The following is a 24,163-nucleotide window of genomic DNA, read 5'->3' as shown; positions in this document are numbered from 1 at the left end:
GAGTCCGCGGTCCTGGCGATTGCCGCGCAGTTCCCGAAGACCAAGCGCCTCTCCGTCAGTCACGCGTTCCACTCACCGCTGATGGACCCGATGCTCGCCGACTTCCGCGCGGTCGCCGAGACCCTCACATACCACCCGGCGCAGATACCGGTGATCTCGAATGTGAGCGGTGCTCTCGCGGAGCCGTTCACCGCGGACTACTGGGTTCGTCACGTCCGCGAAGCGGTCCGTTTCGCCGACGGGGTCGCCACCCTCGAGGCAGAGGGTGCGCGGGTCTTCCTGGAGCTGGGCCCGGACGGGGTGCTCAGCGCGATGGTCGAGGGAACCGCGATCAGTGCTCTGCGACGAGAGCGGGATGACGAGAGAGCACTGCTCACAGCGTTGAGCACTGTTCACGTCCACGGTGTCGACGTCGACTGGGCCTCCTTCCTTCCCGCCGAAGCGCACGCCGAACTGCCGACCTACGCCTTCCAGCGGAAGCACTACTGGCTCATCGGCACCGCCGAAGTGTCCACTGAGGACAAGGCGTTCTGGACGGCGGTCGAGAGCGCGGACACGGACGCCTTCGCCACCGCGCTCGGCCTCGACCAGGACCTCGCGGAAGCGGTGCGCCCGGCGCTGTCGGCGTGGCGGCACCGCAGCCGCCGGGACCGGACGGTCGCCGGCTGGCGGTACCGCGCCGAGTGGACCCCGCTCACCCTCGGTGCCGCCAAGCCCGGGCGCTGGCTGCTGGTCGCTCCCGCGGGCGACGAAACCGCCGCTCGACTGGGTGAACTCCTCTCCGGAGTCGTGCCCCTGACCACGGCGGGCGAGTCCCGCGCCGAGCTGGCGGACCGCCTGCGCGAGGCAACCGCGACGAAGTTCCGCGCCACCGGGCTGGGAGAGGCCGGGCAGGACCTGCCCGCGTCGGGGGAGTCCTCCACCGACTCGCCGCATGAAGCCGGCGAGGCCTGGACCGGTGTCCTCTCCGTCGGTGGCGATGCCGCCACGACCACCGCCCTCGTCCAGGCGCTCGGCGACGCGGGAATCGCCGCGCCGCTCTGGTGCCTGACCAGCGACACCCCCGCCCAAGCTGGGATCTGGGGGCTCGGCCGCAGCGCCGCGCTGGAAGTCCCCGAACGCTGGGGCGGACTCGTCGAACTCCCTGACGAACTGGACGAACACACCGCCGCCAGGCTCCTCGCCGTGCTGGGTGGGCGCGAGGACCAGGTCGCCATCCGCGCGTCCGGCGTCTTCGGGCGCCGGCTCGTGGCCGCCCCGGCCGACGCCGCACGTGACTGGCGGTGGCGCGGGACCGTTCTCATCACCGGCGGCACCGGCGCGCTCGGCTCCCGCGTCGCGCGGTGGGCGGCGGCGAACGGCGCCGAAAGGCTCGTCCTCACCTCCCGAAGCGGCCCGGACGCCCCAGGCGCGACTGAACTGGCCGCCGAGCTGACCGCGGCCGGCACCCCGACGGTCATCGAGGCCTGCGACGTCGCCGATCGGGACGCCGTCGAAGCTCTCCTCAACCGGATCCCCGACCTGCGGGCCGTGGTGCACACCGCGGGTGTGCTCGACGACGGCGTCCTCGACACGCTGACCCCCGAGCGCCTCGCGCGGGTCGAGGCGGCCAAGGTCGCCGGCGCGCTGCACCTCGACGAACTGACCCACGACCTCGACGCCTTCGTGCTGTTCTCCGGCCTCGCCGGCACCCTCGGCGCGGCCGGGCAGGCCGGGTACGCCGCAGCCAACGCCCGGCTCGATGCCTTGGCCGAGGCGCGCCGTGCCGCGGGGCGGCCCGCGCTGGCCGTGGCGTGGGGGCCGTGGGCCGGCGGTGGGATGGCGGACGACGGGGTCGCCGCCCGGCTCGGGGCGGCGGGGCTCCGGCCGCTCGATCCGGACCTCGCGCTCGCCGCGCTCGGTGGGGCGCTCGCCGCGGGGGACACGACCGTGGCGATCGCCGACGTCGACTGGCCGGTGTTCGGCCGGGCGTTCGCCGCGGCCCGGCCGAGTCCGCTGCTCGCCGAGCTGGCGCCGGCCGCCGAGGCGCCCGTCGTCGTCGAACGCACCGCCGCCGGGGTGCTGGACCTCGTCCGCGAGCACGTCGCCGCGGTGCTCGGGCACGCTTCGGCCGCGGCGGTCGATCGCGACCGGGCGTTCAGCGACCTCGGCTTCACGTCGTTGTCGGCGGTCGAGCTCCGCAACCGGCTGCGCACCGCGACCGGGCTCGACCTGCCCGCCACCCTGACCTACGACCACCCCGACCCGGCAACTCTCGCGCGGCACCTGCACGGCCTGCTCGTCGGTTCGGCGCCGGACGTGAGCACGCCGGCCGCGGTCGCCGCGAGCGACGACGAGCCGATCGCGATCGTGGCCATGGCGTGCCGGTTCCCCGGCGAAGTCCGGTCGCCGGAAGACCTGTGGGACCTCGTCGCGCGCGGCGCCGACGCGCTGTCCGCCCCGCCCGCCGACCGCGGCTGGCCGTCCGACCTCGCCGCCGTCCGTCCGGGCGGATTCCTGAGCGGGGCCGCGGACTTCGACGCCGGCCTCTTCGGCATCTCGCCCCGCGAGGCGCTCGCCATGGACCCGCAGCAGCGGCTGCTGCTGGAAACGACGTGGGAGCTGTTCGAGCGCGCGGGCCTCGACCCGCGTTCGCTGCGCGGCGAGCGCATCGGCGTGTTCGCCGGCACCAACGGCCAGGACTACCCGGCGCTGCTCACCGACGCGGGCGACGACGTCGCCGGCTACGTCGGCACGGGCAACGCGGCGGCGGTCGTCTCCGGCCGGATCGCGTACTCGTTCGGGCTGGAAGGCCCGGCGGTCACCGTGGACACGGCGTGTTCGTCGTCGCTGGTGGCGGTGCACTGGGCGCGGCAGGCACTGCGGGCGGGCGAGTGCTCGATGGCCATCGCGGGCGGTGTCACGGTGATGTCGACCCCGGGCGCGTTCGTGGAGTTCGACCGGCAGGGCGGCCTCGCCCCGGACGGCCGCATCAAGGCGTTCGCCGACGGCGCGGACGGCACCGGCTGGGGCGAAGGCGTCGGCTTGCTGTTGGTGGAGCGCTTGTCGGACGCACAGCGCAACGGTCACGAGATTTTGGCTGTGGTGCGGGGTTCGGCGGTGAATTCGGACGGTGCGTCGAACGGCTTGACGGCGCCGAACGGCCCGTCGCAGCAGCGGGTCATCCGCGCCGCGCTGGCCGACGCGGGCTTGACTCCGTCCGAAGTGGACGCGGTGGAAGCACACGGCACCGGCACCAGACTCGGTGACCCGATCGAAGCGCAGGCGCTGCTGGCCACCTACGGCCAGGATCGCTCGACGCCGCTGCTGCTGGGTTCGGTGAAGTCGAACCTGGGGCACACGCAGGCCGCCGCCGGGGTCGCCGGGATCATCAAGATGGTCATGGCGATGCGCAACGGTGTGCTGCCGCAGACGCTGCACGTGGACCGTCCTTCGTCCCATGTGGACTGGACGTCGGGTGCGGTGGAGGTGCTGACCGAGCCGCGGAAGTGGCTGTCGGACCGACCCCGGCGAGCGGGTGTTTCGTCGTTCGGGATCTCGGGGACGAACGCCCACACGATCCTGGAGCAGGCGCCCGAGGAGGCCGTCGTCCACGACACGGCGCCGGTCGGGGTGCTGCCGGTGCCGGTTTCGGCGCAGACCGAGGAAGGTGTGCGCGCGTTGGCTCGGCGGCTGCTCGCCGGTGAACGCGGTGCGCTGCCGGACGTGGCTTTCTCGCTGGCGACGGGCCGTGCGGCCTTGCCGCGGCGGGCGGTCGTGGTCGCTTCGGACGACGCTGAGCTGGTTCGCGGGTTGACGGCGTTGGCGGAGGGTGCGTCGGATCCGTCCGTGGTGCGCGGGGATGCCGCGCCTGGCCCGCTCGCCGTGTTGTTCACCGGTCAGGGCGCGCAGCGGGCCGGGATGGGGCAGGGGCTGTCCGAGCGGTTCCCGGTGTTCGCCTCGGCTTTCGACGAGGTGTGCGCCCGGTTCCCGGACCTGCGGACGGCTTTCGACGACGCCGAGCTGCTCAGCCGCACGGAGTTCACGCAGCCCGCGTTGTTCGCGATCGAGGTGGCGCTGTTCCGGTTGGCCGAGTCCTTCGGCGTCCGCCCGGATTTCGTGGCCGGGCACTCGATCGGTGAGATCTCCGCCGCGCACGTGGCCGGGGTGCTGTCCCTCGAGGACGCCTGCCGGCTGGTCTCGGCGCGTGCTTCGCTCATGCAGGCCCTGCCCGCCGGTGGGGCGATGGTGTCGATCGCCGCTCCGGAGTCCGAGATCGTCTTGACCGAGGGCGTCTCGATCGCGGCCGTGAACGGTCCCGAGTCGGTGGTCGTCTCCGGTGACGAGGCCGCGGTGCTGGCGATCGCGGCCCAGTTCCCCAAGACCAAGCGCCTCACGGTGAGCCACGCGTTCCACTCGCCGTTGATGGATCCGATGCTGGACGAGTTCCGCGCGGTCGCCGAGACGCTCACCTACCACCCGGCGGCGATTCCGGTGATCTCGAATGTGAGCGGTGCTCTCGCGGAGCCGTTCACGGCGGAGTACTGGGTGCGGCACGTGCGGGAAGCGGTCCGGTTCGCCGACGGCGTCTCGACGTTGGAGGCCGCCGGTGTCGGGGTGTTCCTGGAGCTGGGTCCGGACGGGGTGCTGAGTTCGATGGTCCCCGGCACGGCGGTTCCCGCGCTGCGGCGGGACCGCGACGAAGAACGGACGTTCTTCACCGCACTGGCCGGGCTCCACGCCGCCGGGGTCCCGGTCGACTGGGCGGAGCTGCCCGGCCACCGGATTTCCTTGCCCACGTATGCTTTCCAGCGCGAGCGGTTCTGGCCCACCCCCGCCCCGCGGCCGGTCGGCGGCGAGGTCGACGCCCAGTTCTGGGCGGCCGTGGACCGCGCGGACGCGGCCGGTCTGTCGGCTGGAACCGGGGTGCCGGAATCGGATGTGGCGAGGGTGCTGCCGGCGCTGGCTTCGTGGCGTCGCGACCGTGCCGAGACCGCGGTGGCGGACTCCTGGCGCTACCGGGTGACCTGGCTCCCGATCGCGGAGCCCACCCCGGCGACCGCCGGGAGTCAGGTGGCCGTGGCCACCTCCGGAGCGGCTCGGCGCTGGGCCGACGCGCTGGGGGTCCCGGTCGTCGAGCCGCACGAGCTCGGTGCGGCCGACGGGGTCGTCCTGATCGCGGCACCGGGCGACGACGCGCTCGTCACCGCCATGGAGCTGGCCAGGGCCGGCGTGACCCCGCCCCTGTGGTGCGTGACGCTCGGCGCGGTCGAAGTCCCCGGCGACGACAGCCCCGGCGACCCCGGCCTGGCCGCGCTCTGGGGCTTCGGGCGGGCGCTCGCGTTGGAGACCCCGGACCGCTGGGGTGGCCTGGTGGACGTGCCGGCGGTCCCCGACGAGCACCAGGTCGACCGCCTCCGGGCCATCATCGCCGGCCAGGCCGGCGCGGGCGAAGACCAGCTCGCGCTCCGCCCCGCCGGCGTCTTCGCCCGTCGTCTCGTCCGCGCCCCGCTGACCGCGCCGGCCTGGAGCCCGCGGGGGACCGTCCTCATCACCGGCGGTACCGGTGCGCTGGGCGCGACCGTCGCTCGCTGGGCCGCCGGGGCGGGCGCCGAACACCTCGTCCTCCTGAGCCGAAGCGGCCCGGCGGCACCCGGGGCCGGAGAACTGGCCGACGAGCTGCGCGCCACCGGAGCCAAGGCGACCGTCCTGGCCTGCGACGTCGGCAACCGCGCCGACCTCGCCCAGGCCCTCGAACGGCTCCCGGAGATCACCGCCGTCGTCCACGCCGCCGGGGTGAGCCAGGCCACCGCGTTCGCCGACCTCGACGACGCCGGCTTCCACCGGATCCGGGAAGCCAAGGTCGCCGGGGCCCGGCACCTCGACGAACTCCTCGGCGACGACCTCGAAGCCTTCGTCCTCTTCTCGTCCATCGCGGGAGTCTGGGGCAGCGGCGGCCAGACCGCCTACGCCGCGGCCAACGCCGAACTCGACGCACTCGCGAACCAGCGTCGGGCACGCGACCGGGTCGCCACCTCCGTGGCCTGGGGCCCCTGGGCCGAAGGCGGGATGGCCGCCGACCCGGCCGCCCAGGAGCACCTCCGGCGGCGTGGGCTCGCCACCCTCGCGCCCGGGAAAGCCCTCGCCGCGCTGCGGCGGGCCGGGGACGAGAACGTCGTCGTCGCCGATGTCGACTGGGCCAAGTTCGTCCCGGCCTTCACCGCCACACGCCCGAGCCGCCTGCTCGCCGAGCTGCCCGAGGCGCGGGTCGCGGAGCCGCAAAAGGCCGTCGACCAGGGGGACGGCTTCCGGACGAAGCTCGCCGGGCTCTCGCCGGCCGATCAGCTCGCCGAGCTCGTCACCCTCATCCGGACCGAGGCCGCGCACGTCCTGGGGCACGCCACGACCGCCGCCGTGGATCCCAAGCGGGCCTTCACCGAGCTCGGGTTCGACTCGCTCACCGCCGTCGAGCTGCGGGGCCGGCTCGCCGCCGAGACCGGGCTCGAACTGCCCGCCACCCTCGTGTTCAACCACCCCAACACGACCGCGCTCGCCGAGCACCTGCGGGCGCAGCTGGGGGACAGCACTCCCAGCGTGCTGGCCGAGCTCGAGCGGCTGGAAACGGCGCTGGCCGGCGGCGAACCCGACCGGCTGACGCGCGGGGAGCTGACCGTCCGGCTGCAGGCTCTCTTGAGCCGGTACGCCGAACCGGCGGCGGTCCCGGCGCCGGCCGGCGGCCTCGAATTCGCCGACGACGACGCGCTCCTCGAATTCATCAACAATGACCTCGGGAAATTGTAGAAGCAATTCTGGAAAGGAAAACCCGCCCTCGGCAAGGGGGCGGGTTTTCCCTGTGTAGGGGCCCCTTTAAGGGGGATCATTAGGGGTTGTAGGGCCAAAAAAGGTCCCATAGCCTGCAGATTGATGCCACTTCGGCGCGGGCCCGGTGCCGCTTTCGGCGGTGCGGCCGGCCGGGGTTCCGCAGTTCGCTGGAGAAAAGGCTGGTGGCACTGACATGGCCGACGAGGAGACGCTGCGCGAGCACCTCAGGTGGGTCACGACCAACCTGCACCAGACGCGCCAGCGGCTGCAGGCGGTCGAGGACGCCGAGCAGGAGCCGATCGCGATCGTCGGCATGGGGTGCCGGCTGCCCGGGGGCGTCCGGTCGCCGCAGGACCTGTGGGACCTCGTCGCCGCGGGCACCGACGCCGTCACCGGGTTCCCCGAGAACCGCGGCTGGGACCTCGACGCGCTGCGCGACCCCGACCCGGACCGGCCCGGCACCTCGCACACCGCGTCCGGCGGGTTCCTGCACGACGTCGCCGAATTCGACGCCGAGTTCTTCGGCATCTCCCCGCGCGAGGCCCTCGCCATGGACGCCCAGCAGCGCCTGCTGCTGGAGACGACCTGGGAGGCCATCGAACGGGCCCGCATCGACCCGGCGTCGCTGGCCGGCTCCGAGACCGGCGTCTTCGTCGGCAACACCGGTCAGGACTACGCGAACCTCATGCGCGGCGCCGGGGACGCCGTCGAAGGGCACCTGCTGACCGGCACCGCCACCGCCGTCGTCTCCGGGCGGCTCGCCTACTTCCTCGGCCTCACCGGTGCCGCCGTCACGGTCGACACCGCGTGCTCGTCTTCGCTGGTCGCGCTGCACTGGGCGTGCCACGCGCTTCGCCGCCGTGAGTGCTCGCTCGCCCTCGCCGGCGGCGTGACCGTTCTGTCCACACCGGCGGCGTTCGTCGCCTTCAGCCGCCAGCGCGGCCTGGCCGCCGACGGCCGCTGCAAGTCCTTCGCCGAGGCCGCCGACGGCACCGGCTGGGGCGAGGGCGCCGGCATGCTGGTGCTGGAACGCCTGTCCGACGCCCAGCGCAACGGCCACCCCGTCCTCGCCGTCGTCCGCGGCTCCGCGGTCAACCAGGACGGCGCCTCCAACGGCCTCACCGCGCCCAACGGCCCCGCGCAAGAGCGCGTGATCACCGAGGCCCTGGCCGGCGCGCGGCTGTCGGCGAAGCAGGTCGACGCGGTCGAGGCGCACGGCACCGGCACCGTCCTCGGCGACCCGATCGAGGCGCAGGCCCTGCTGGCCACCTACGGTCGCGCCCGCACCGGCGACGACCCGCTGTTCCTCGGTTCGCTGAAGTCGAACGTCGGCCACACGCAGGGCGCCGCGGGCGTCGCCGGCGTGATCAAGATGGTCATGGCGATGCGCCACGGCGTCCTCCCGCGGACGCTGCACGTCGACGCCCCGACCTCGCACGTCGATTGGGCGTCCGGCGGCGTCCGGCTGCTCGACGAGGCCCGCCCGTGGCCCGAGACCGGCGAGCCGCGCCGCGCGGGGGTGTCCGCCTTCGGCATGAGCGGCACCAACGCGCACGCGATCCTCGAAGCCGCTCCGGAAGCCGAAGAGCCCGAAGCGGCCGCCGCCGGGCCGGTGCCGTGGGTCCTCTCCGCACGGACCGCCGACGCGCTGCGAGCCCAGGCCGCCGCGCTGGCGGCGCACGACAGCAAAGACACCGCCGGCATCGGGTTTTCCCTGGTCACGACCCGTACGACGTTCCCGCACCGCGCGGTCGTGGTCGGCGATCTGCCCGCCGGCCTGACCGCGCTGGCCGAGGGCACGCCCGCGGCGAACGTCGTCACCGGGGAAGCGGGTGCGCCGGGCAAGGTCGCGCTGGTCTTCCCCGGCCAAGGTTCGCAGTGGGCGGGGATGGCACTGGACCTCGCGGAGTCGTCGCCGGTGTTCGCGGCCCGGCTCGACGAGTGCGCGACGGCCATCGAGTCCTTTGTGGACTGGCGGCTCCGCGCGGCGCTGGCGGACGCGGAAGCGCTGACCCGGGTGGATGTCGTGCAGCCGGCGCTGTTCGCCGTGATGGTCTCCCTCGCCCAGCTGTGGCGTTCGTTCGGCGTGGTGCCGGACGCGGTCGTGGGTCACTCGCAGGGTGAGATCGCGGCCGCCGTGGTCGCGGGAGCGCTTTCTCTCGAGGACGGCGCACGCGTGGTCGCGTTGCGCAGCAAGGCGATCCTCGCGCTGGCCGGTGGTGGCGGCATGGTGTCCGTCGCCGCCTCCCTCGAAACCGTCGAGGAGCGGCTGATCGACGGAGTGTCGGTCGCGGCGGTGAACGGCCCGGCCGCGGTGGTGGTGTCCGGTGCGCCGGAGGCCCTGGACGAGTTCACGGCGACCTGCCGCACCGACGACATCCGCGTGAAGCGGGTGCCGGTGGACTACGCGTCGCACTCGGCGCAGGTCGAGCAGCTGCGTGACGAGCTGCGAGAGGTGCTGGCCCCGATCACCCCGCGCGATGGCGAGATCGCCTTCATCTCGACGGTGACCGGCGAGTGGAACGAAAGCGTCGACGCCGAGTACTGGTACACCAACCTGCGCAGCACCGTCCGTCTCGACACCGCGGTCGAGCGGTTGAAGGGCGAAGGCTTCGGGACGTTCATCGAGGCCTCGCCTCATCCGGTGCTGACGATGGCACTCGGCGAAGACGTCGTCGCGCTGGGCTCGCTCAGGCGTGACGACGGGGGACTGACCCGCTTCCACACCGCGCTCGCCGAAGCGCACGTCCACGGCGTCGACGTCGACTGGACCCCGGCCTTCGCCGGCGCACGCACCACCGACCTCCCCACCTACGCCTTCCAGCGCGAACGCTTTTGGCCCGACGTCGTCGCGGACCCGGGCGACGCGGGCGCGCTCGGCCTCAGTGCCACCGGGCACCCGCTGCTCGGCGCCGCCGTCGCGCTGGCCGCCGGGGACGGGCTCGTCCTCACCGGCCGCGTTTCCCCGCAGACCCAGCCGTGGCTCGCCGACCACGCCGTGCACGGCACGATCCTCCTGCCCGGCACGGCTTTCGTCGAACTCGCCGTCCAGGCCGGCGACCGCGCCGGCTGCGGCACGGTCGAGGAGCTCACCCTCGAAACCCCGCTCACCCTCGGCGCGCGCGACACCCGCGCGCTGCAGGTCTGGGTCGGCGCGGCCGACGAGACCGGCCGCCGCGCCGTCGAGGTGCACTCGCGCCGCGACGAGGACGACCCCTGGATCCGCCACGCCGCCGGCGTCCTCGCCCCCGGCACCCCCGAAGCCGGGTTCACCCTGGACTCCTGGCCGCCCGAGGGCGCGGCCAGGATCGACCTCGACGGGTTCTACGACGGCCTCCGCGCGGCGGCCGGCTACGAGTACGGACCCGTCTTCCAGGGCCTGCGCGCGGCCTGGCGCCGCGGCGACGAGATCTTCGCCGAGGTCGAACTCCCCGAGACGCCGGCCGCGGCCCGCTTCGGCCTTCACCCGGCCCTGCTGGACACCGCCCTGCACCCGCTCGCGCTCGTGTCCACAGGGGACGGACAAGCCCGGCTCCCGTTCGCCTGGACGCGGTTCGCCCTGCACTCCACCGGGGCCTCCGCGCTCCGCGTCCGGCTGACCCGCCGTGGCACCGACGAAATCACGGTCGAGGTCGCCGACCCGGCCGGCGCCCCGGTCGCGTCCGCCGAGTCCCTCGCGTTCCGGCCGTTGCCCGCCGGTGGTCTGGACCGGGCCGCCGACGACCTGTACGTCGTCGGCTGGACCGAGGTCCCGGAAGCCGGCGGCACCGGCGCCGTCTTCGAAACCCTGACCGGCGCGCCGGTCCACCAGGTGCTCGGCCTCGTCCAGGACTGGCTCGCCACCGAGCGCGCCGAGGTGCTCGTCTTCGTCACCAGCGGCGCGGTCGCGGTCCACGACGGCGAAGCGCCCGACCCGGACCTCGCCGCCGCGTGGGGCCTGGTGCGCTCGGCGCAGTCGGAGCACCCCGGCCGGTTCGCACTGCTGGACACCGACAACCCGGACCACCCGGTCGTCCCGCCCGAGCCGCAGGCGGCCGTCCGCGACGGCCGCGTGTTCGCGCCCCGGCTCGCCCGCGCCACCGCCACCGGCGAGACGCCGGACTGGGGCGACGGCGACGTGCTGGTGACCGGCGCTTCGGGCGTGCTCGGCGGGTTCGTCGCCCGGCACCTCGCCCGGGAGCACGGCGTCCGGCGGCTGGTGCTGCTCAGCCGCCGCGGCGCGCAGGCGCCCGGCGCGGCCGGACTTGCCGCGGACCTCGCCGCCGCGGGCACCGAGGCCGTCTTCGCCGCGTGTGACGCGGCGGATCGTGACCGGCTCGCCGAAGTGCTTGCCGCGCAACGGATTTCCGCCGTCGTGCACGCCGCCGGTGTCCTCGACGACGGCGTCGTCGAGGCCCTGACCCCCGAGCGGCTGGACGGGGTCCTGCGCCCCAAGGCCGTCGCCGCCCGCAACCTCGACGAGCTGACCGGCGACCTCACGGCGTTCGTGCTGTTCTCCGCCGCCGCGGGCACCACCGGCGGCAGCGGGCAGGGCAACTACGCCGCCGCCAACGCCTACCTCGACGCCCTCGCCCAGCGGCGCCGCGCGGCCGGGCAGCCCGCCGTGTCGCTGGCCTGGGGGCTGTGGGCCGAGGCCAGCGGCATGACCGGGCACCTCGACGACCGCGCGCGGGACCGGCTCGGCCGCTCCGGCGTCCGTCCACTCGAGACCGCGCACGGCCTCGAGCTGTTCGACCGGGCCGTCGTCGCGGGCCCGGCCGCGCTCGTCCCGATCGCGCTCGACGCCGCCGCGTTGCGCCGTCAAGCCGCCGATGGCACGGTTTCGCCGCTGTTCCGCGGGCTCTTCCCGCCGGTGCGGCGGACCGCCGCGGCCGGGGGCCACGCGCTGGACGAACTCACCGAAGAAGGCCTGGCCGAGCTGGTCCGCACGCAGGTGGCGGCCGTGCTCGGGCACGCGTCGGCGCAGGCGGTCGACCCGGGCCGCGCGTTCAAGGACCTCGGCTTCGACTCGCTGACCGCGGTCGACCTCCGCAACCGCCTCGCCGCGGCCACCGGCCTGCGGCTGCCCGCGACCCTCGTGTTCGACCACCCGACCCCGGCGGTGCTCGCCGCCCACCTGGCCGGGCGGACGAACCGGACCGCCGTCACGCGCACGACCGGGGCCGACGAGCCCATCGCGATCGTCGCGATGAGCTGCCGGTACCCGGGCGGGGTCGCCTCGCCGGACGACCTCTGGCAGCTCGTCGCCGAGGGCCGCGACGCCGTTTCGGTGTTCCCCGCGGACCGCGGCTGGCCGGTCGGCGACCTCTTCGACGACGACCCCGCGCACGGCGGCACCTCGTACGCCCGCGAAGGCGGGTTCCTCTACGACGCCGCCGACTTCGACGCGGAGTTCTTCGGCATGTCCCCGCGCGAGGCGACCGCCACCGACCCGCAGCAGCGGCTGCTGCTGGAGATCGCGTGGGAGGCGTTCGAGCGCGCCGGCATCGTGCCGGATTCGGTGCGCGGCAGCCGGACCGGCGTGTTCGCCGGCGTGATGTACCAGGACTACGCGACGCGGCTGTCGAACGTCCGAAGTGGACTGGAAGGCTACGAGGGCTACCTCGGCAACGGCAGCGCGGGCAGCGTCGCCTCGGGCCGGATCGCGTACGCGTTCGGCCTCGAAGGCCCGGCGATCACGGTGGACACGGCGTGCTCGTCGTCGCTGGTGGCCCTGCACCTGGCGTGCCAGTCGCTGCGGCAGGGCGAGTGCGATCTGGCGCTGGCGGGTGGTGTCGCCGTCCTGTCGACGCCCGCGCTGTTCGTCGAGTTCAGCCGTCAGCGCGGGCTCGCGGCGGACGGCCGCTGCAAGTCGTTCGCCGACGCCGCCGACGGCACGGGCTGGGGCGAAGGCGCGGGTCTGCTGCTGGTGGAACGGCTTTCCGACGCCCGCCGCAACGGCCACCCGGTGCTCGCGGTCGTCCGCGGTTCGGCGGTCAACCAGGACGGTGCGTCGAACGGCCTCACCGCGCCGAACGGCCCGGCCCAGCAGCGGGTCATCCGCCAGGCACTGGCGAACGCGGGCCTGACGACGTCCGAAGTGGACGCGGTCGAGGCGCACGGCACCGGCACGACCCTCGGCGACCCGATCGAGGCGCAGGCACTCCTGGAGACCTACGGCCAGGACCGCCCGGAGCCGCTGTGGCTGGGCTCGCTCAAGTCGAACATCGGCCACACCCAGGCGGCGGCCGGCGTCGGCGGCGTGATCAAGATGGTGATGGCGATGCGCCACGGCGTGCTGCCGCGGACGCTGCACGTCGACGCGCCGTCGTCCCATGTGGACTGGACGGCCGGGTCGGTGGAACTGCTCACGGAGCCCCGCGAGTGGACGGCCGACCGGCCGCGGCGGGCGGCGGTGTCGTCGTTCGGGGTGAGCGGCACGAACGCCCACGCGATCCTGGAGCACGTTCCCGAAGCCGTGGCCGAGTCCGTCGTGGACGGTCCGGTTCCCTGGGTCCTCTCCGGCCGGACGCCGGAGGCGCTGCGGGCGCAGGCTGCCGCACTGCTCGACCGGGCGGATCTTCCGGGGGCCTCGGTCGGCGCGGCGCTGGTGACGGCGCGGTCGCTGTTCCGGCACCGCGCAGTCGTGGTCGGCGATCTCGCCGGCGGTCTCGCCGCGCTCGCGGAGGGCGCTCCCGCGGCGAACGTGATCACCGGCGACGCGGGTGAGCCGGGCAAGGTGGCGCTGGTCTTCCCGGGGCAGGGTTCCCAGTGGGCCGGGATGGCGCTCGAACTGGCGGAGTCGTCGGCGGTGTTCGCGGCCCGGCTGGACGAGTGCGGTGCCGCCTTGGAATCCTTTGTGGACTGGCGGCTCCGTGACGTGCTGGCCGATGCGGAAGCACTGAGCCGGGTCGACGTGGTCCAGCCCGCGTTGTTCGCGGTGATGGTCTCGCTCGCGGAGCTGTGGCGTTCGTTCGGCGTCGTCCCGGACGCGGTCGTGGGTCATTCTCAGGGTGAGATCGCGGCCGCGGTGGTCTCCGGGGTGCTCTCGCTGGAAGACGGTGCTCGAGTCGTGGCTCTGCGGAGCAAGGCGATCCTGGCGCTGGCCGGCGGTGGCGGGATGGTGTCGGTCGGTGCCTCCGTCGAAACCGTGGAAGAACGGCTGATCGACGGGGTTTCCGTCGCGGCGGTGAACGGCCCGGCCGCGGTGGTGGTGTCCGGGACGCCGGAGGCCCTGGACGAGTTCATGGCCGCCTGCCGCGCGGACGGTATCCGGGTCAAGCGGGTGCCGGTGGACTACGCGTCGCACTCGCCGCAGGTCGAGCAGCTCCGCGACGAGCTGCGAGAGGTGCTGGCCCCGATCACCCCGCGTGAAGGCGAGATCGCCTTCATCTCGACGGTGACCGGCGAGTGGAACGAAGAAGTCGACGCTGAGTACTGGTACACCAACCTGCGCAGCACCGTCCGCCTGGATACCGCGATCGAGCGGTTGAAGAGCGAAGGCTTCGGGACGTTCATCGAGGCCTCGCCGCACCCGGTCCTGACCATGACGCTCGGCGAAGACGTCGTCGCGCTGGGAAGCCTCCGCCGTGACGACGGTGGCCTCACCCGCTTCCACACCGCGCTCGCCGAAGCGCACGTCAACGGCGTCCGCGTCGACTGGACGCCCGCGTTCCCCGACGTCGTTCCCGCCGAGCTGCCCACCTACGCCTTCCAGCGCGAGCGGTACTGGCTCGACGTCCCCGAAGCCGGGCCCGGCCACGCCGATCCCGCGGAGCAGCGGTTCTGGGAGGTCGTCGGCGACCAGGACGTCCCGGCCTTCGCGGGCGTCCTCGACCTCGCCGAAGACGCCCCGCTCGACGCCGTCCTGCCCGCGCTGGCGAAGTGGCGCAGCCGTCGCCACGACGAGTCCGCAACGGACTCCTGGCGCTACCGCATCGCCTGGCGTCCCGTCACGACGACGCCGGCCCGCCTCACCGGCCGCTGGCGAATCGTCGGAGACGCCGACGACGTCCGCGAGGTCCTCGCCGCCCACGGCGCCGAGATCGTCGAGGACGACGAGAACCTGACCGGCGTGGTGGCCGTCCGCCCCGACGCCGCGACCGCCCTCGAACTGACCCGCGTCGAGGCCCCGCTGTGGCTCCTCACCGAAGGAGCCGTGGCCGCCGGGCCGGACGACGGGCCCGACCCCGCGCAGGCGCAGGTCTGGGGCCTCGGCCGGATCGCCGGGCTCGAACACCCGGCCCGCTGGGGCGGCCTGGTCGACCTGCCACCGTCCCTCGACGAAACCACCGGGGCCCGACTGGTCGCGGTGCTGGCCGGGACCACCGGCGAAGACCAGGTGGCCTTGCGCGCGTCCGGCGTCTTCGCCCGGCGGCTCGTCCACGCCGAGAGTGGCGAGCCCGCGCGGCGCTGGCGACCCGAGGGCACGGTGCTCGTCACCGACGCCGACGGCCACGCGGCCGTCCGGCTCGCTCGCTGGCTGATCGACCGGGGCGCCACGCGGATCGTGCTCGCCGCGGCCGCGCTGCCCGGCGTGGAAACCTTGCGAGACGCCGAAGTGATCGAGGCGTACTGCGACGTCGCCGACCGCGAGCAGCTGGCCGCGGTGCTCGAAGCCCACGGCCCGGTCCGGTCGGTGTTCCACACCGCCGCCGTCACCGACCTGGCGCCGCTCGACGAAACCGGACCGGACCTGCTGGAACGCGCGTGCCGCGTGAAAGCAGGCGCGGCCGATCACCTCGACGCGCTGCTGCCCGACGGCCTCGACGCGTTCGTGCTGTTCTCGTCCATCGCCGCGGTCGTCGGCAGCGGCGCCCACGGTGCCTACGCGGCGGCCAACGCCCACCTCGACGCGCTCGCCGAGCGGCGCCGGGCACGCGGGGCGACGGCGACGTCGATTGCCTGGGGCGTCTGGGATGCCGACGAAGGCGTCGACCGCGACCGCCTGGTCGCCGAGGGCGTCCCGCCGCTCGACCCCGAGCTGGCGCTGACCGCGCTCGGCCGGGCCCTCGACCACGACGACACGACCGTGGTCGTCGCCGACGTCGACTGGGCGCGGTTCGCCCCGGCCTTCGCCGCCGCCCGGTCGCGCCCGCTGCTCGCCGAAATCCCCGAAGCCGCCGAGGAAACCCCGGTCCAGACCTCCGGGTTCGCCGCGCAGCTCGCCGGGTTGAGCGCGGCCGAAGCCCACCGCGTGCTGACCGACCTGGTCCGCGCGCAGGCCGCGGCCGTGCTCGGGCACCCGTCCCCGGCCGGGGTCGACGTCGAACGCGCTTTCTCGGAACTGGGCTTCGACTCGCTGACGGCGGTCGAACTGCGCACCCGGCTCGCCACCGCGACCGGCCTGCGGCTGCCCGCGACCCTCGTGTTCGACCACCCGACGGTCACCGTCCTCGCCGGGTACCTCGGCGAGCTCCTCGGCACCGGCGATAAGTCCACTCAGGACACCACGGCCGGGATCGCCGCCGACGAGCCGATCGCCATCGTCGGCATCGGCTGCCGGTTCCCCGGCGGCGTCCGCTCGCCCGAAGACCTCTGGCGGCTGGTCGCGGCGGGCGGCGACGGCATCACGCCGTTCCCGGACGACCGCGGCTGGGACCTCGAGGAGATCTACGACCCCGAACCCGGCACCGGCGGCAAGAGCTACGCCCGCGAGGGCGGGTTCCTCGCCGACACCACACGGTTCGACCCCGGCTTCTTCGGCATCTCACCGCGCGAAGCCCTCGCGATGGACCCGCAGCAGCGGCTGCTGCTGCAGACGTCGTGGGAGGCGTTCGAACGCGCCGGGCTCGACCCGCTTTCCGTGCGGGGCGACCGGATCGGCGTGTTCGCCGGCACGAACGGCCAGGACTACCCGGCGCTGCTGGAGCGCTCGACCGAGCAGCTGGAAGGGCACGCCGGCGTCGGCAATGCCGCCAGCGTCGTGTCCGGGCGGCTGTCCTATGTGTTCGGTCTGGAAGGCCCCTCGCTGACGGTGGACACGGCGTGTTCGTCGTCGCTGGTGGCGCTGCACCTCGCGGTGCAGGCGCTGCGGCGCGGCGAGTGCACGATGGCACTGGCCGGCGGCGCGACGGTGATGGCCACGCCGGGCATGTTCGTCGACTTCAGCCTGCAGCGCGGCCTCGCCGCGGACGGCCGGAGCAAGGCGTTCGCCGAGGCCGCCGACGGAGCCGGGTTCTCCGAGGGCGCGGGCATGCTGCTGGTGCAGCGCCTGTCGGACGCCCTGCGCGACGGCCGCCGGGTGCTGGCCGTGGTGCGCGGTTCGGCGGTGAACTCCGACGGCGCGTCGAACGGCCTGACCGCGCCGAACGGTCCCTCGCAGCAGCGGGTGATCCGCGCGGCCCTCGCGGACGCGGGACTGACCCCGTCCGAAGTGGACGCCGTGGAAGCGCACGGGACCGGGACGACCCTCGGCGACCCGATCGAAGCCCAGGCCCTGCTCGCGACTTACGGCCAGGAGCGCGACGAACCGCTGTGGCTGGGTTCGGTCAAGTCGAACCTCGGGCACACGCAGGCCGCCGCCGGTGTCGCCGGGATCATCAAGGTGGTCATGGCGATGCGCAACGGCGTCCTGCCGAAGACGCTGCACGTCGACGCGCCTTCGTCCCATGTGGACTGGTCGGCCGGTGCGGTCGAGCTGCTGACGGAGTCCCGCGAGTGGACTTCCGAGCGGCCCCGGCGGGCGGGCGTCTCGTCGTTCGGCATCTCCGGCACCAACGCGCACACGATCCTCGAACAGGCACCGGACGTCGTCGCCGAGGAGCGCGAGCCGGTCGCCGGCCCGGTGCCGTGGGTGCTGGCCGGCCGGACCGAGGCCGCGCTGCGCGATCAGGCCGCCGCCCTCGGCACCCTCGACGCGGATCCGGTGGACATCGGGTTCTCCCTGGCGACCGCTCGCTCGCGGTTCCCGTACCGCGCGGTGGTGCTCGGCGCCGACGCGCTGACCGCCGTCGCCGAGGGAACACCCGCGGCGAACGCGGTCACCGGGCTCGCCGGAACCCCCGGCAAGGTGGCGTTGGTCTTCCCGGGCCAGGGTTCGCAGTGGGCCGGGATGGCGCTGGACCTCGCGGAGTCGTCGCCCGTGTTCGCGGCCCGGCTGAACGAATGCGCGGCCGCCATCGGCTCCTTTGTGGACTGGCACCTGCGGGACGTCCTCGCCGACGCGGAGGCGCTGACCCGGGTCGACGTGGTCCAGCCCGCGCTGTTCGCGGTGATGGTCTCCCTCGCCGAGCTGTGGCGCTCGTTCGGCGTGGTCCCGGACGCGGTCGTCGGCCACTCGCAGGGTGAGATCGCCGCCGCCGTCGTCTCCGGTGCGCTGTCCCTCGAGGACGGTGCTCGGGTGGTGACGTTGCGCAGCAAGGCGATCCTCGCGCTCGCCGGACAGGGCGGGATGGTCTCGGTGGCCGCTTCCCGCGAAGCCGTCGAGGAGCGGCTGACCGACGGAATCGCCATCGCGGCGGTGAACGGTCCGGCCGCGGTGGTGGTCTCCGGCGAGCCCGAAGCCCTCGACGAGCTGATCGCGTCCTGCGAGGCCGAGGGCATCCGCGCCAAGCGGGTCCCGGTGGACTACGCCTCGCATTCGGCGCAGGTCGAGCAGCTCCGCGACGAGCTGCTCGACGTCCTGGCTCCGATCAGGCCCCGCGAAGGCGAGATCGCCTTCATCTCGACGGTGACCGGCGAGTGGAACGAAAGCGTCGACGCCGAATACTGGTACACCAACCTCCGCGGCACCGTTCGCCTCGACATCGCGGTCGAGCGGCTCAAGAGCGAGGGCTTCGGGACGTTCGTGGAGGCGTCCCCGCACCCCGTCCTGACGATGGCGCTCGGGGACGACGTCCTCGCGCTGGGTTCGCTGAGGAGAGACGACGGGGGACTGACCCGCTTCTACACCGCCCTCGCTGAAGCGCACGTCAACGGCGTGCGCGTGGACTGGACCCCGGCGTTCCCCGGCGCCCGGCTCACCGACCTGCCCACCTACCCCTTCCAGCAGGAGCGGTACTGGCCACAGTGGACGGCCATGACCGCGGGCGACGCCGGCGGGCTCGGCCTCACCGACGCCGGGCACCCGCTGCTCGGGGCCGCCGTGACCGTCGCGGGCACCGGCGCCACCCTGCTCACCGGCCGGCTTTCGCTGAGCACCCACCCGTGGCTCGCCGACCACGCGGTCGGCGACACCGTGCTGCTGCCGGGCACCGCGTTCGTCGAGCTCGCGGTGCGGGCCGGCGACCAGGTCGGCTGCGCCACCGTCGAAGAGCTGACCCTGCAGGCGCCGCTGGTCCTGCCCCGCCGCGGCGGCGTCGCCGTCCAGGCCCGGGTCGAAGCCGCCGACGAGCACGGCCGCCGCACGGTGACCGTCCACTCGCGACCGAACGACGACGTCGACTGGACCCAGCACGCCGAAGGCATCCTGGCCGTCGGCGCGGAGCCGGGCACGACCCTGACGGCGTGGCCGCCCGCGGGCGCGGAACCGTTGCCGGTCGAGGGCCACTACGACACCCTCGCCGGGCACGGCTACCGCTACGGCCCGGCGTTCCAGGGCCTGCGCGCGGCCTGGCGGCACGGCGACGACCTCTACGCCGAGGTCGTCCTGCCCGACGACCAGCGCGCCGACGCGGCCCGGTACGGCCTGCACCCGGCCCTGCTCGACGCGGCCCTGCACCCGATTGGCCTGACCAGCGCCCAAGCCGGGGCCCGGCTGCCGTTCGCGTGGACCGGCGTCCGGCTCTACGCGACCGGCGCGACCACCCTGCGCGTCCGGCTCGGGGCGCTCGGCGCGGACGGCGTCTCGGTCGCCGTCGCCGACGAGAGCGGTGCTCCGGTCGCCGAGGCGGAATCGCTGGTCATGCGGCCGATCTCGGCCGGGCAGCTGGCCGCCGCCGCGGACAACGGCACCGACTCGCTCTTCACGCTGACCTGGCAGCACGTGGACACCGAGCCCGCCGCTCCGGCCGTGCCGCTCGGCGAACCCGGTCCGGTGGCGTACAAGGAGTTCCGCGGCGACGTGACGGCGGAGGCTTTGCAGACCCTGCAGGACTTCCTGGCCGGCGAGCACGACGGAAAGCTGGTGCTGGTCACCGGATCGGCCGTGGGCGAGGCACCCGCCGACCCCGAAGCGGCCGCCGTCTGGGGCCTGGTCCGCTCCGCGCAGTCGGAGCACCCGGGCCGGTTCGTGCTCCTGGACGTCGACACCCCCGAGAACCTCGCCACCTGGGCCGGCGTGGCCGCCGCGTCCGGCGAACCCCAGCTCGCGTTGCGCGGCGGCGAATTCCACGTCCCGCGGCTGGCGCGGGCGACCCCGCCGCGGGAGGAGCACACCTGGGACCCGGAGGGGACCGTGCTCGTCACCGGCGCGAGCGGCGTCCTCGGCGGCCTGCTCGCCCGGCACCTGGTGACCGTCCACGGCGTCCGCCACCTGCTGCTGCTCAGCCGCAGCGCACCGGCCGCCGCCGAAGAACTGTCCGGCGCGTCGGTGACGGTCCTCGCGTGCGACGTCGCCGACCGCGCCGCCCTCGAAAGCGCGCTGGCGGCCATCCCCGCCGAGCACCCGCTGACCGCGGTGGTGCACGCCGCCGGCGCACTCGACGACGGCGTCCTCGAAGCGCTGACGCCGGAGCGGCTCGAGACCGTGCTCCGGCCCAAGGCCCTGGCCGCGCGGCACCTGCACGAGCTGACCGCGCACCTGGACCTCGACGCGTTCGTGCTGTTCTCCTCCTTCGCCACGACGATGGGCGGCGCGGGCCAGGCCGGCTACTCCGCGGCCAACGCCTACCTCGACGCCCTCGCCCAGCACCGCCGGGGCCGGGGGCTGCCCGCGACCTCGCTCGCGTGGGGGCTGTGGGAGACCCGCAGCGGCCTGACCGCGCACCTCGGCGACGACGACGTGTCGCGGCTGGGCCGGTCCGGCGTCCGCGCGCTGCCGACCGCCCGCGCGCTGCGGCTGTTCGACCTCGCGGTGAGCACGGGCGAGCCGCTGCTGATGCCGGTCGCGCTGGACCTCGCCGCCTGGCGGGCCCGGGCCGAGGTCCCGGCGCTGCTGCGCGGGCTGGTCCGGACGTCTTCGCGGCGGGCCGTGCGCGACGGGGTCCCGGCCGGGCCCGGCCTGTCCGAGCGGCTCGCGGGCCTGCCGGAAGCCGAGCAGCTCCGCGTGGTCGACGACGTGGTGCGGGCCCAGGTCGCGGCGGTGCTCGGCTACGCGTCGGGCAACGCCGTCGAGGCCGGGCGCGGCTTCCTCGACCTCGGTTTCGACTCGCTGACCGCGCTGGAGCTGCGCAACCGGCTCAACGCGGTGACCGGGCTGCGGCTGCCCGCCACGCTGATCTTCGACTACCCGAACCCGGACGCGCTCACCAAGCACCTCTGCGCCGAACTGCCCGCGGGCGGGGCGAAAGCGGCGTTGCCCGTCCACGCGGAACTGGACCGGCTGGCCGCGGTGCTAGCCGCGACCGAACCCGGCGCGGGCGAGCGCGACCTGATCACCGAGCGCCTGCGCGGGCTGCTGGCCCGCTGGACCGCGACCGACGACAGCCGGGACGAACCCGGCACGGAACTGGCCGACGCCACCGCCGAGGAGATCTTCGACCTCCTCGACGACGAACTGGGGATGTCCTGAATGTCGAACGAACAGAAGCTCCTGGACTACCTCAAGCGGGCCACGGCCGATCTGCGCGAGGCGCGGCGGCGCCTGAAGGAGAACGAGGACCGCGCGCAGGAGCCGGTCGCCATCGTCGGCATGAGCTGCCGGTTCCCCGGCGGCGTCCGCACCCCCGAACAGCTGTGGGACCTGCTCGCCGCGGGTGAGGACGCGGTCGGGGCGTTCCCCGCCGACCGCGGCTGGGACCTCGAGGCGCTCTACGACGAGGACCCGGGCAGCGCGGGCACCAGCTACACCCGGGAAGGCGCTTTCCTGGCCGACGCGGCCGACTTCGACGCCGGGTTCTTCGGTATTTCGCCGCGCGAAGCCCTCGCGATGGACCCGCAGCAGCGGCTGCTGCTGGAGGTGTCGTGGGAGGTGCTGGAGCGGGCGGGCATCGACCCGACGTCCGTGCGCGGCGAGAAGGTCGGCGTCTACGCGGGGGTGATGTACCAGGACTACGCGGCCCGGCTGCTGCTCGCGCCCGAGGTGTTCGCGGAGTTCGAGGCGCACCTGGGCAACGGCAGCGCGGGCAGCGTCGCCTCCGGCCGGATCGCCTACACCCTCGGCCTGGAAGGGCCCGCGGTCACCATCGACACGGCGTGCTCGTCGTCGCTCGTCGCCCTGCACCTGGCCTGCCAGGCGGTCCGGCTCGGCGACTGCTCCCTGGCACTGGCCGGCGGCGTCACGGTGATGGCCACGCCGGGCACGTTCACCGCGTTCAGCCGCCAGCGCGGGCTCGCCGCGAACGGCCGCTGCAAGCCCTTCGCCGACGCCGCCGACGGCACCGGCTGGGGCGAAGGCGCCGGCATGCTGCTCGTCGAGCGGCTGTCCGACGCGCGCCGCAACGGGCACCCGGTGCTCGCCGTCGTCCGCGGCTCCGCGGTCAACCAGGACGGCGCCAGCAGCGGCCTGACCGCGCCGAACGGGCCGTCGCAGCAGCGGGTCATCCGGGCCGCGCTCGACCGCGCCCAGCTGTCCGCCGAGCAGGTCGACGCCGTCGAAGCGCACGGCACCGGCACCACGCTGGGCGACCCGATCGAGGCGCAGGCACTGCTGGCCACCTACGGCCGCGCCCGCGCCGCCGACCGGCCGTTGCTGCTCGGCTCGGTCAAGTCCAACCTCGGGCACACCCAGGCCGCCGCCGGTGTCGCCGGGATCATCAAGTCCGTCCAGGCCATGCGGCAGGGCCTGCTGCCGAAGTCGCTGCACATCGACGCGCCGTCGTCCCAAGTGGACTGGAGCGCCGGCGAGGTCCGGCTGCTCACCGAGGCGACGCCGTGGCCGGAGACCGGGCAGCCGCGCCGGATCGGCGTTTCGTCGTTCGGCGTCAGCGGGACCAACGCGCACGTGATCCTGGAGCAGTCGCCGGAGGAACCCTCGCACCCGGAGCGGGTCCCGTCGGGGCCGGTGCCGTGGGTGCTGTCGGCGGGTTCGCCGGAAGCGTTGCGGGCCCAGGCATCCGCGTTGCTGGAGCACGACGGCGACCCGGCCGACGTCGGGTATTCGCTGGTGAAGTCGCGGGCGCTGCTGAGCCACCGCGCGGTCGTCACCGCGGAGGGCGGGCTCGCCGCGCTCGCCGCCGGTGAGCCGAGTCCCGCCGTGGTGACCGGGGAAGCGACCGCCCGCGGCAAGGTGGCGCTCGTGTTCCCGGGGCAGGGTTCGCAGTGGGCCGGGATGGCGCTGGAACTGGCCGCGTCGGCGCCGGTGTTCGCGGCCCGGCTCGACGAGTGCGCGGTGGCTCTGGAGTCCTTTGTGGACTGGTCGCTGCGCGAAGTGCTCGACGACGCGGACGCGCTGGGCCGGGTCGACGTGGTCCAGCCCGCCCTGTGGGCCGTGATGGTGTCGCTGGCGGCGCTGTGGCGATCGTACGGCGTCGTCCCGGACGCGGTGGTGGGGCACTCGCAGGGTGAGATCGCCGCCGCCGTCGTCTCCGGTGCGCTGTCCCTTGAGGATGGTGCTCGCGTGGTCGCGCTGCGCAGCAAGGCGATCCTCGCGCTGGCCGGCCGGGGCGGGATGGTCTCGGTCGCGGCTCCCCTCGGCGAGGTCGAGGCGCGGTTGACCGAGGGGCTGTCGATCGCGGCGGTGAACGGCCCGGCCGCCGTGGTGGTCTCGGGCGAACCGGGTGCCCTCGATGCGCTGATCGTGTCCTGCGAGGCCGACGGTGTCCGCGCGAAGCGGGTGCCGGTGGACTACGCGTCGCACTCGGTGCAGGTCGAGCAGCTGCACGACGAACTCCACGAGGTCCTGGCCCCGATCACTCCTCGTGCGGGCGAGATCGCCTTCATCTCGACGGTGACGGGGGAGTGGAACGAAAGCGTCGACGCCGGGTACTGGTACCGGAACCTGCGCGGCACCGTGCGGCTGGACTCGGCCGTCGAGCGGCTGAAGAGCGAGGGGTTCACCTCGTTCATCGAGGCGTCGCCGCACCCGGTGCTGACCATGGCGCTGGGCGAAGACGTCGTCGCGCTGGGCAGTCTGCGCCGCGACGACGGCGGGCTCACCCGGTTCCACACCGCGCTGGCCGAAGCGCACGTCAACGGCGTCGCCGTCGACTGGACCCCCGCGTTCCCCGAAGCCCGGGTCGTCGATCTCCCGACGTATGCCTTCCAGCGCAAGCGGTACTGGCTCGACGCGCCGGTCAAGCCCGCCGCCGGTGACCCCGCCGACGCCCGATTCTGGACCGCCGTCGAGGGTGAGGACGTCGGTGCGCTGGCCGAGCTGCTCGGCGTCGGCTCCGAGACGTCGTTC

The 24,163-nt window shown here is 74.3% G+C and carries 3 protein-coding genes (1 of these 3 running past the window's edge); all 3 read left to right on the top strand.

The genetic code is table 11. The features are described from left to right. Nucleotides 1-12 precede the first annotated feature (12 nt). The gene (locus tag AB0B33_RS42855) at nt 13-6,780 is read left to right on the top strand and encodes an SDR family NAD(P)-dependent oxidoreductase (RefSeq protein WP_360782837.1); all 6,768 of its coding nucleotides are present in this window, start codon (nt 13-15) and stop codon (nt 6,778-6,780) included. Nucleotides 6,781-6,994: 214 nt separating this feature from the next. After that, a complete protein-coding gene (locus tag AB0B33_RS42850) occupies nt 6,995-21,391 on the top strand; it encodes an SDR family NAD(P)-dependent oxidoreductase (protein WP_360782831.1) in 14,397 nt (4,798 codons plus the stop codon). Next, nucleotides 21,392-24,163: the beginning of a type I polyketide synthase gene (locus AB0B33_RS42845; RefSeq protein WP_360782828.1), read on the top strand. It continues 12,345 nt past the right edge of the window; only the first 2,772 of its 15,117 coding nucleotides appear in the window; its start codon is at nt 21,392-21,394; its stop codon lies off the right edge, out of view.

Origin of the sequence: Amycolatopsis sp. NPDC049159, from assembly GCF_040648295.1 — a bacterium.
Lineage (GTDB): Bacteria > Actinomycetota > Actinomycetes > Mycobacteriales > Pseudonocardiaceae > Amycolatopsis > Amycolatopsis pretoriensis_A.
The sequence above is the reverse complement of the archived record's forward strand: the minus strand, read 5'-3'. Positions and strand labels throughout refer to the sequence as shown.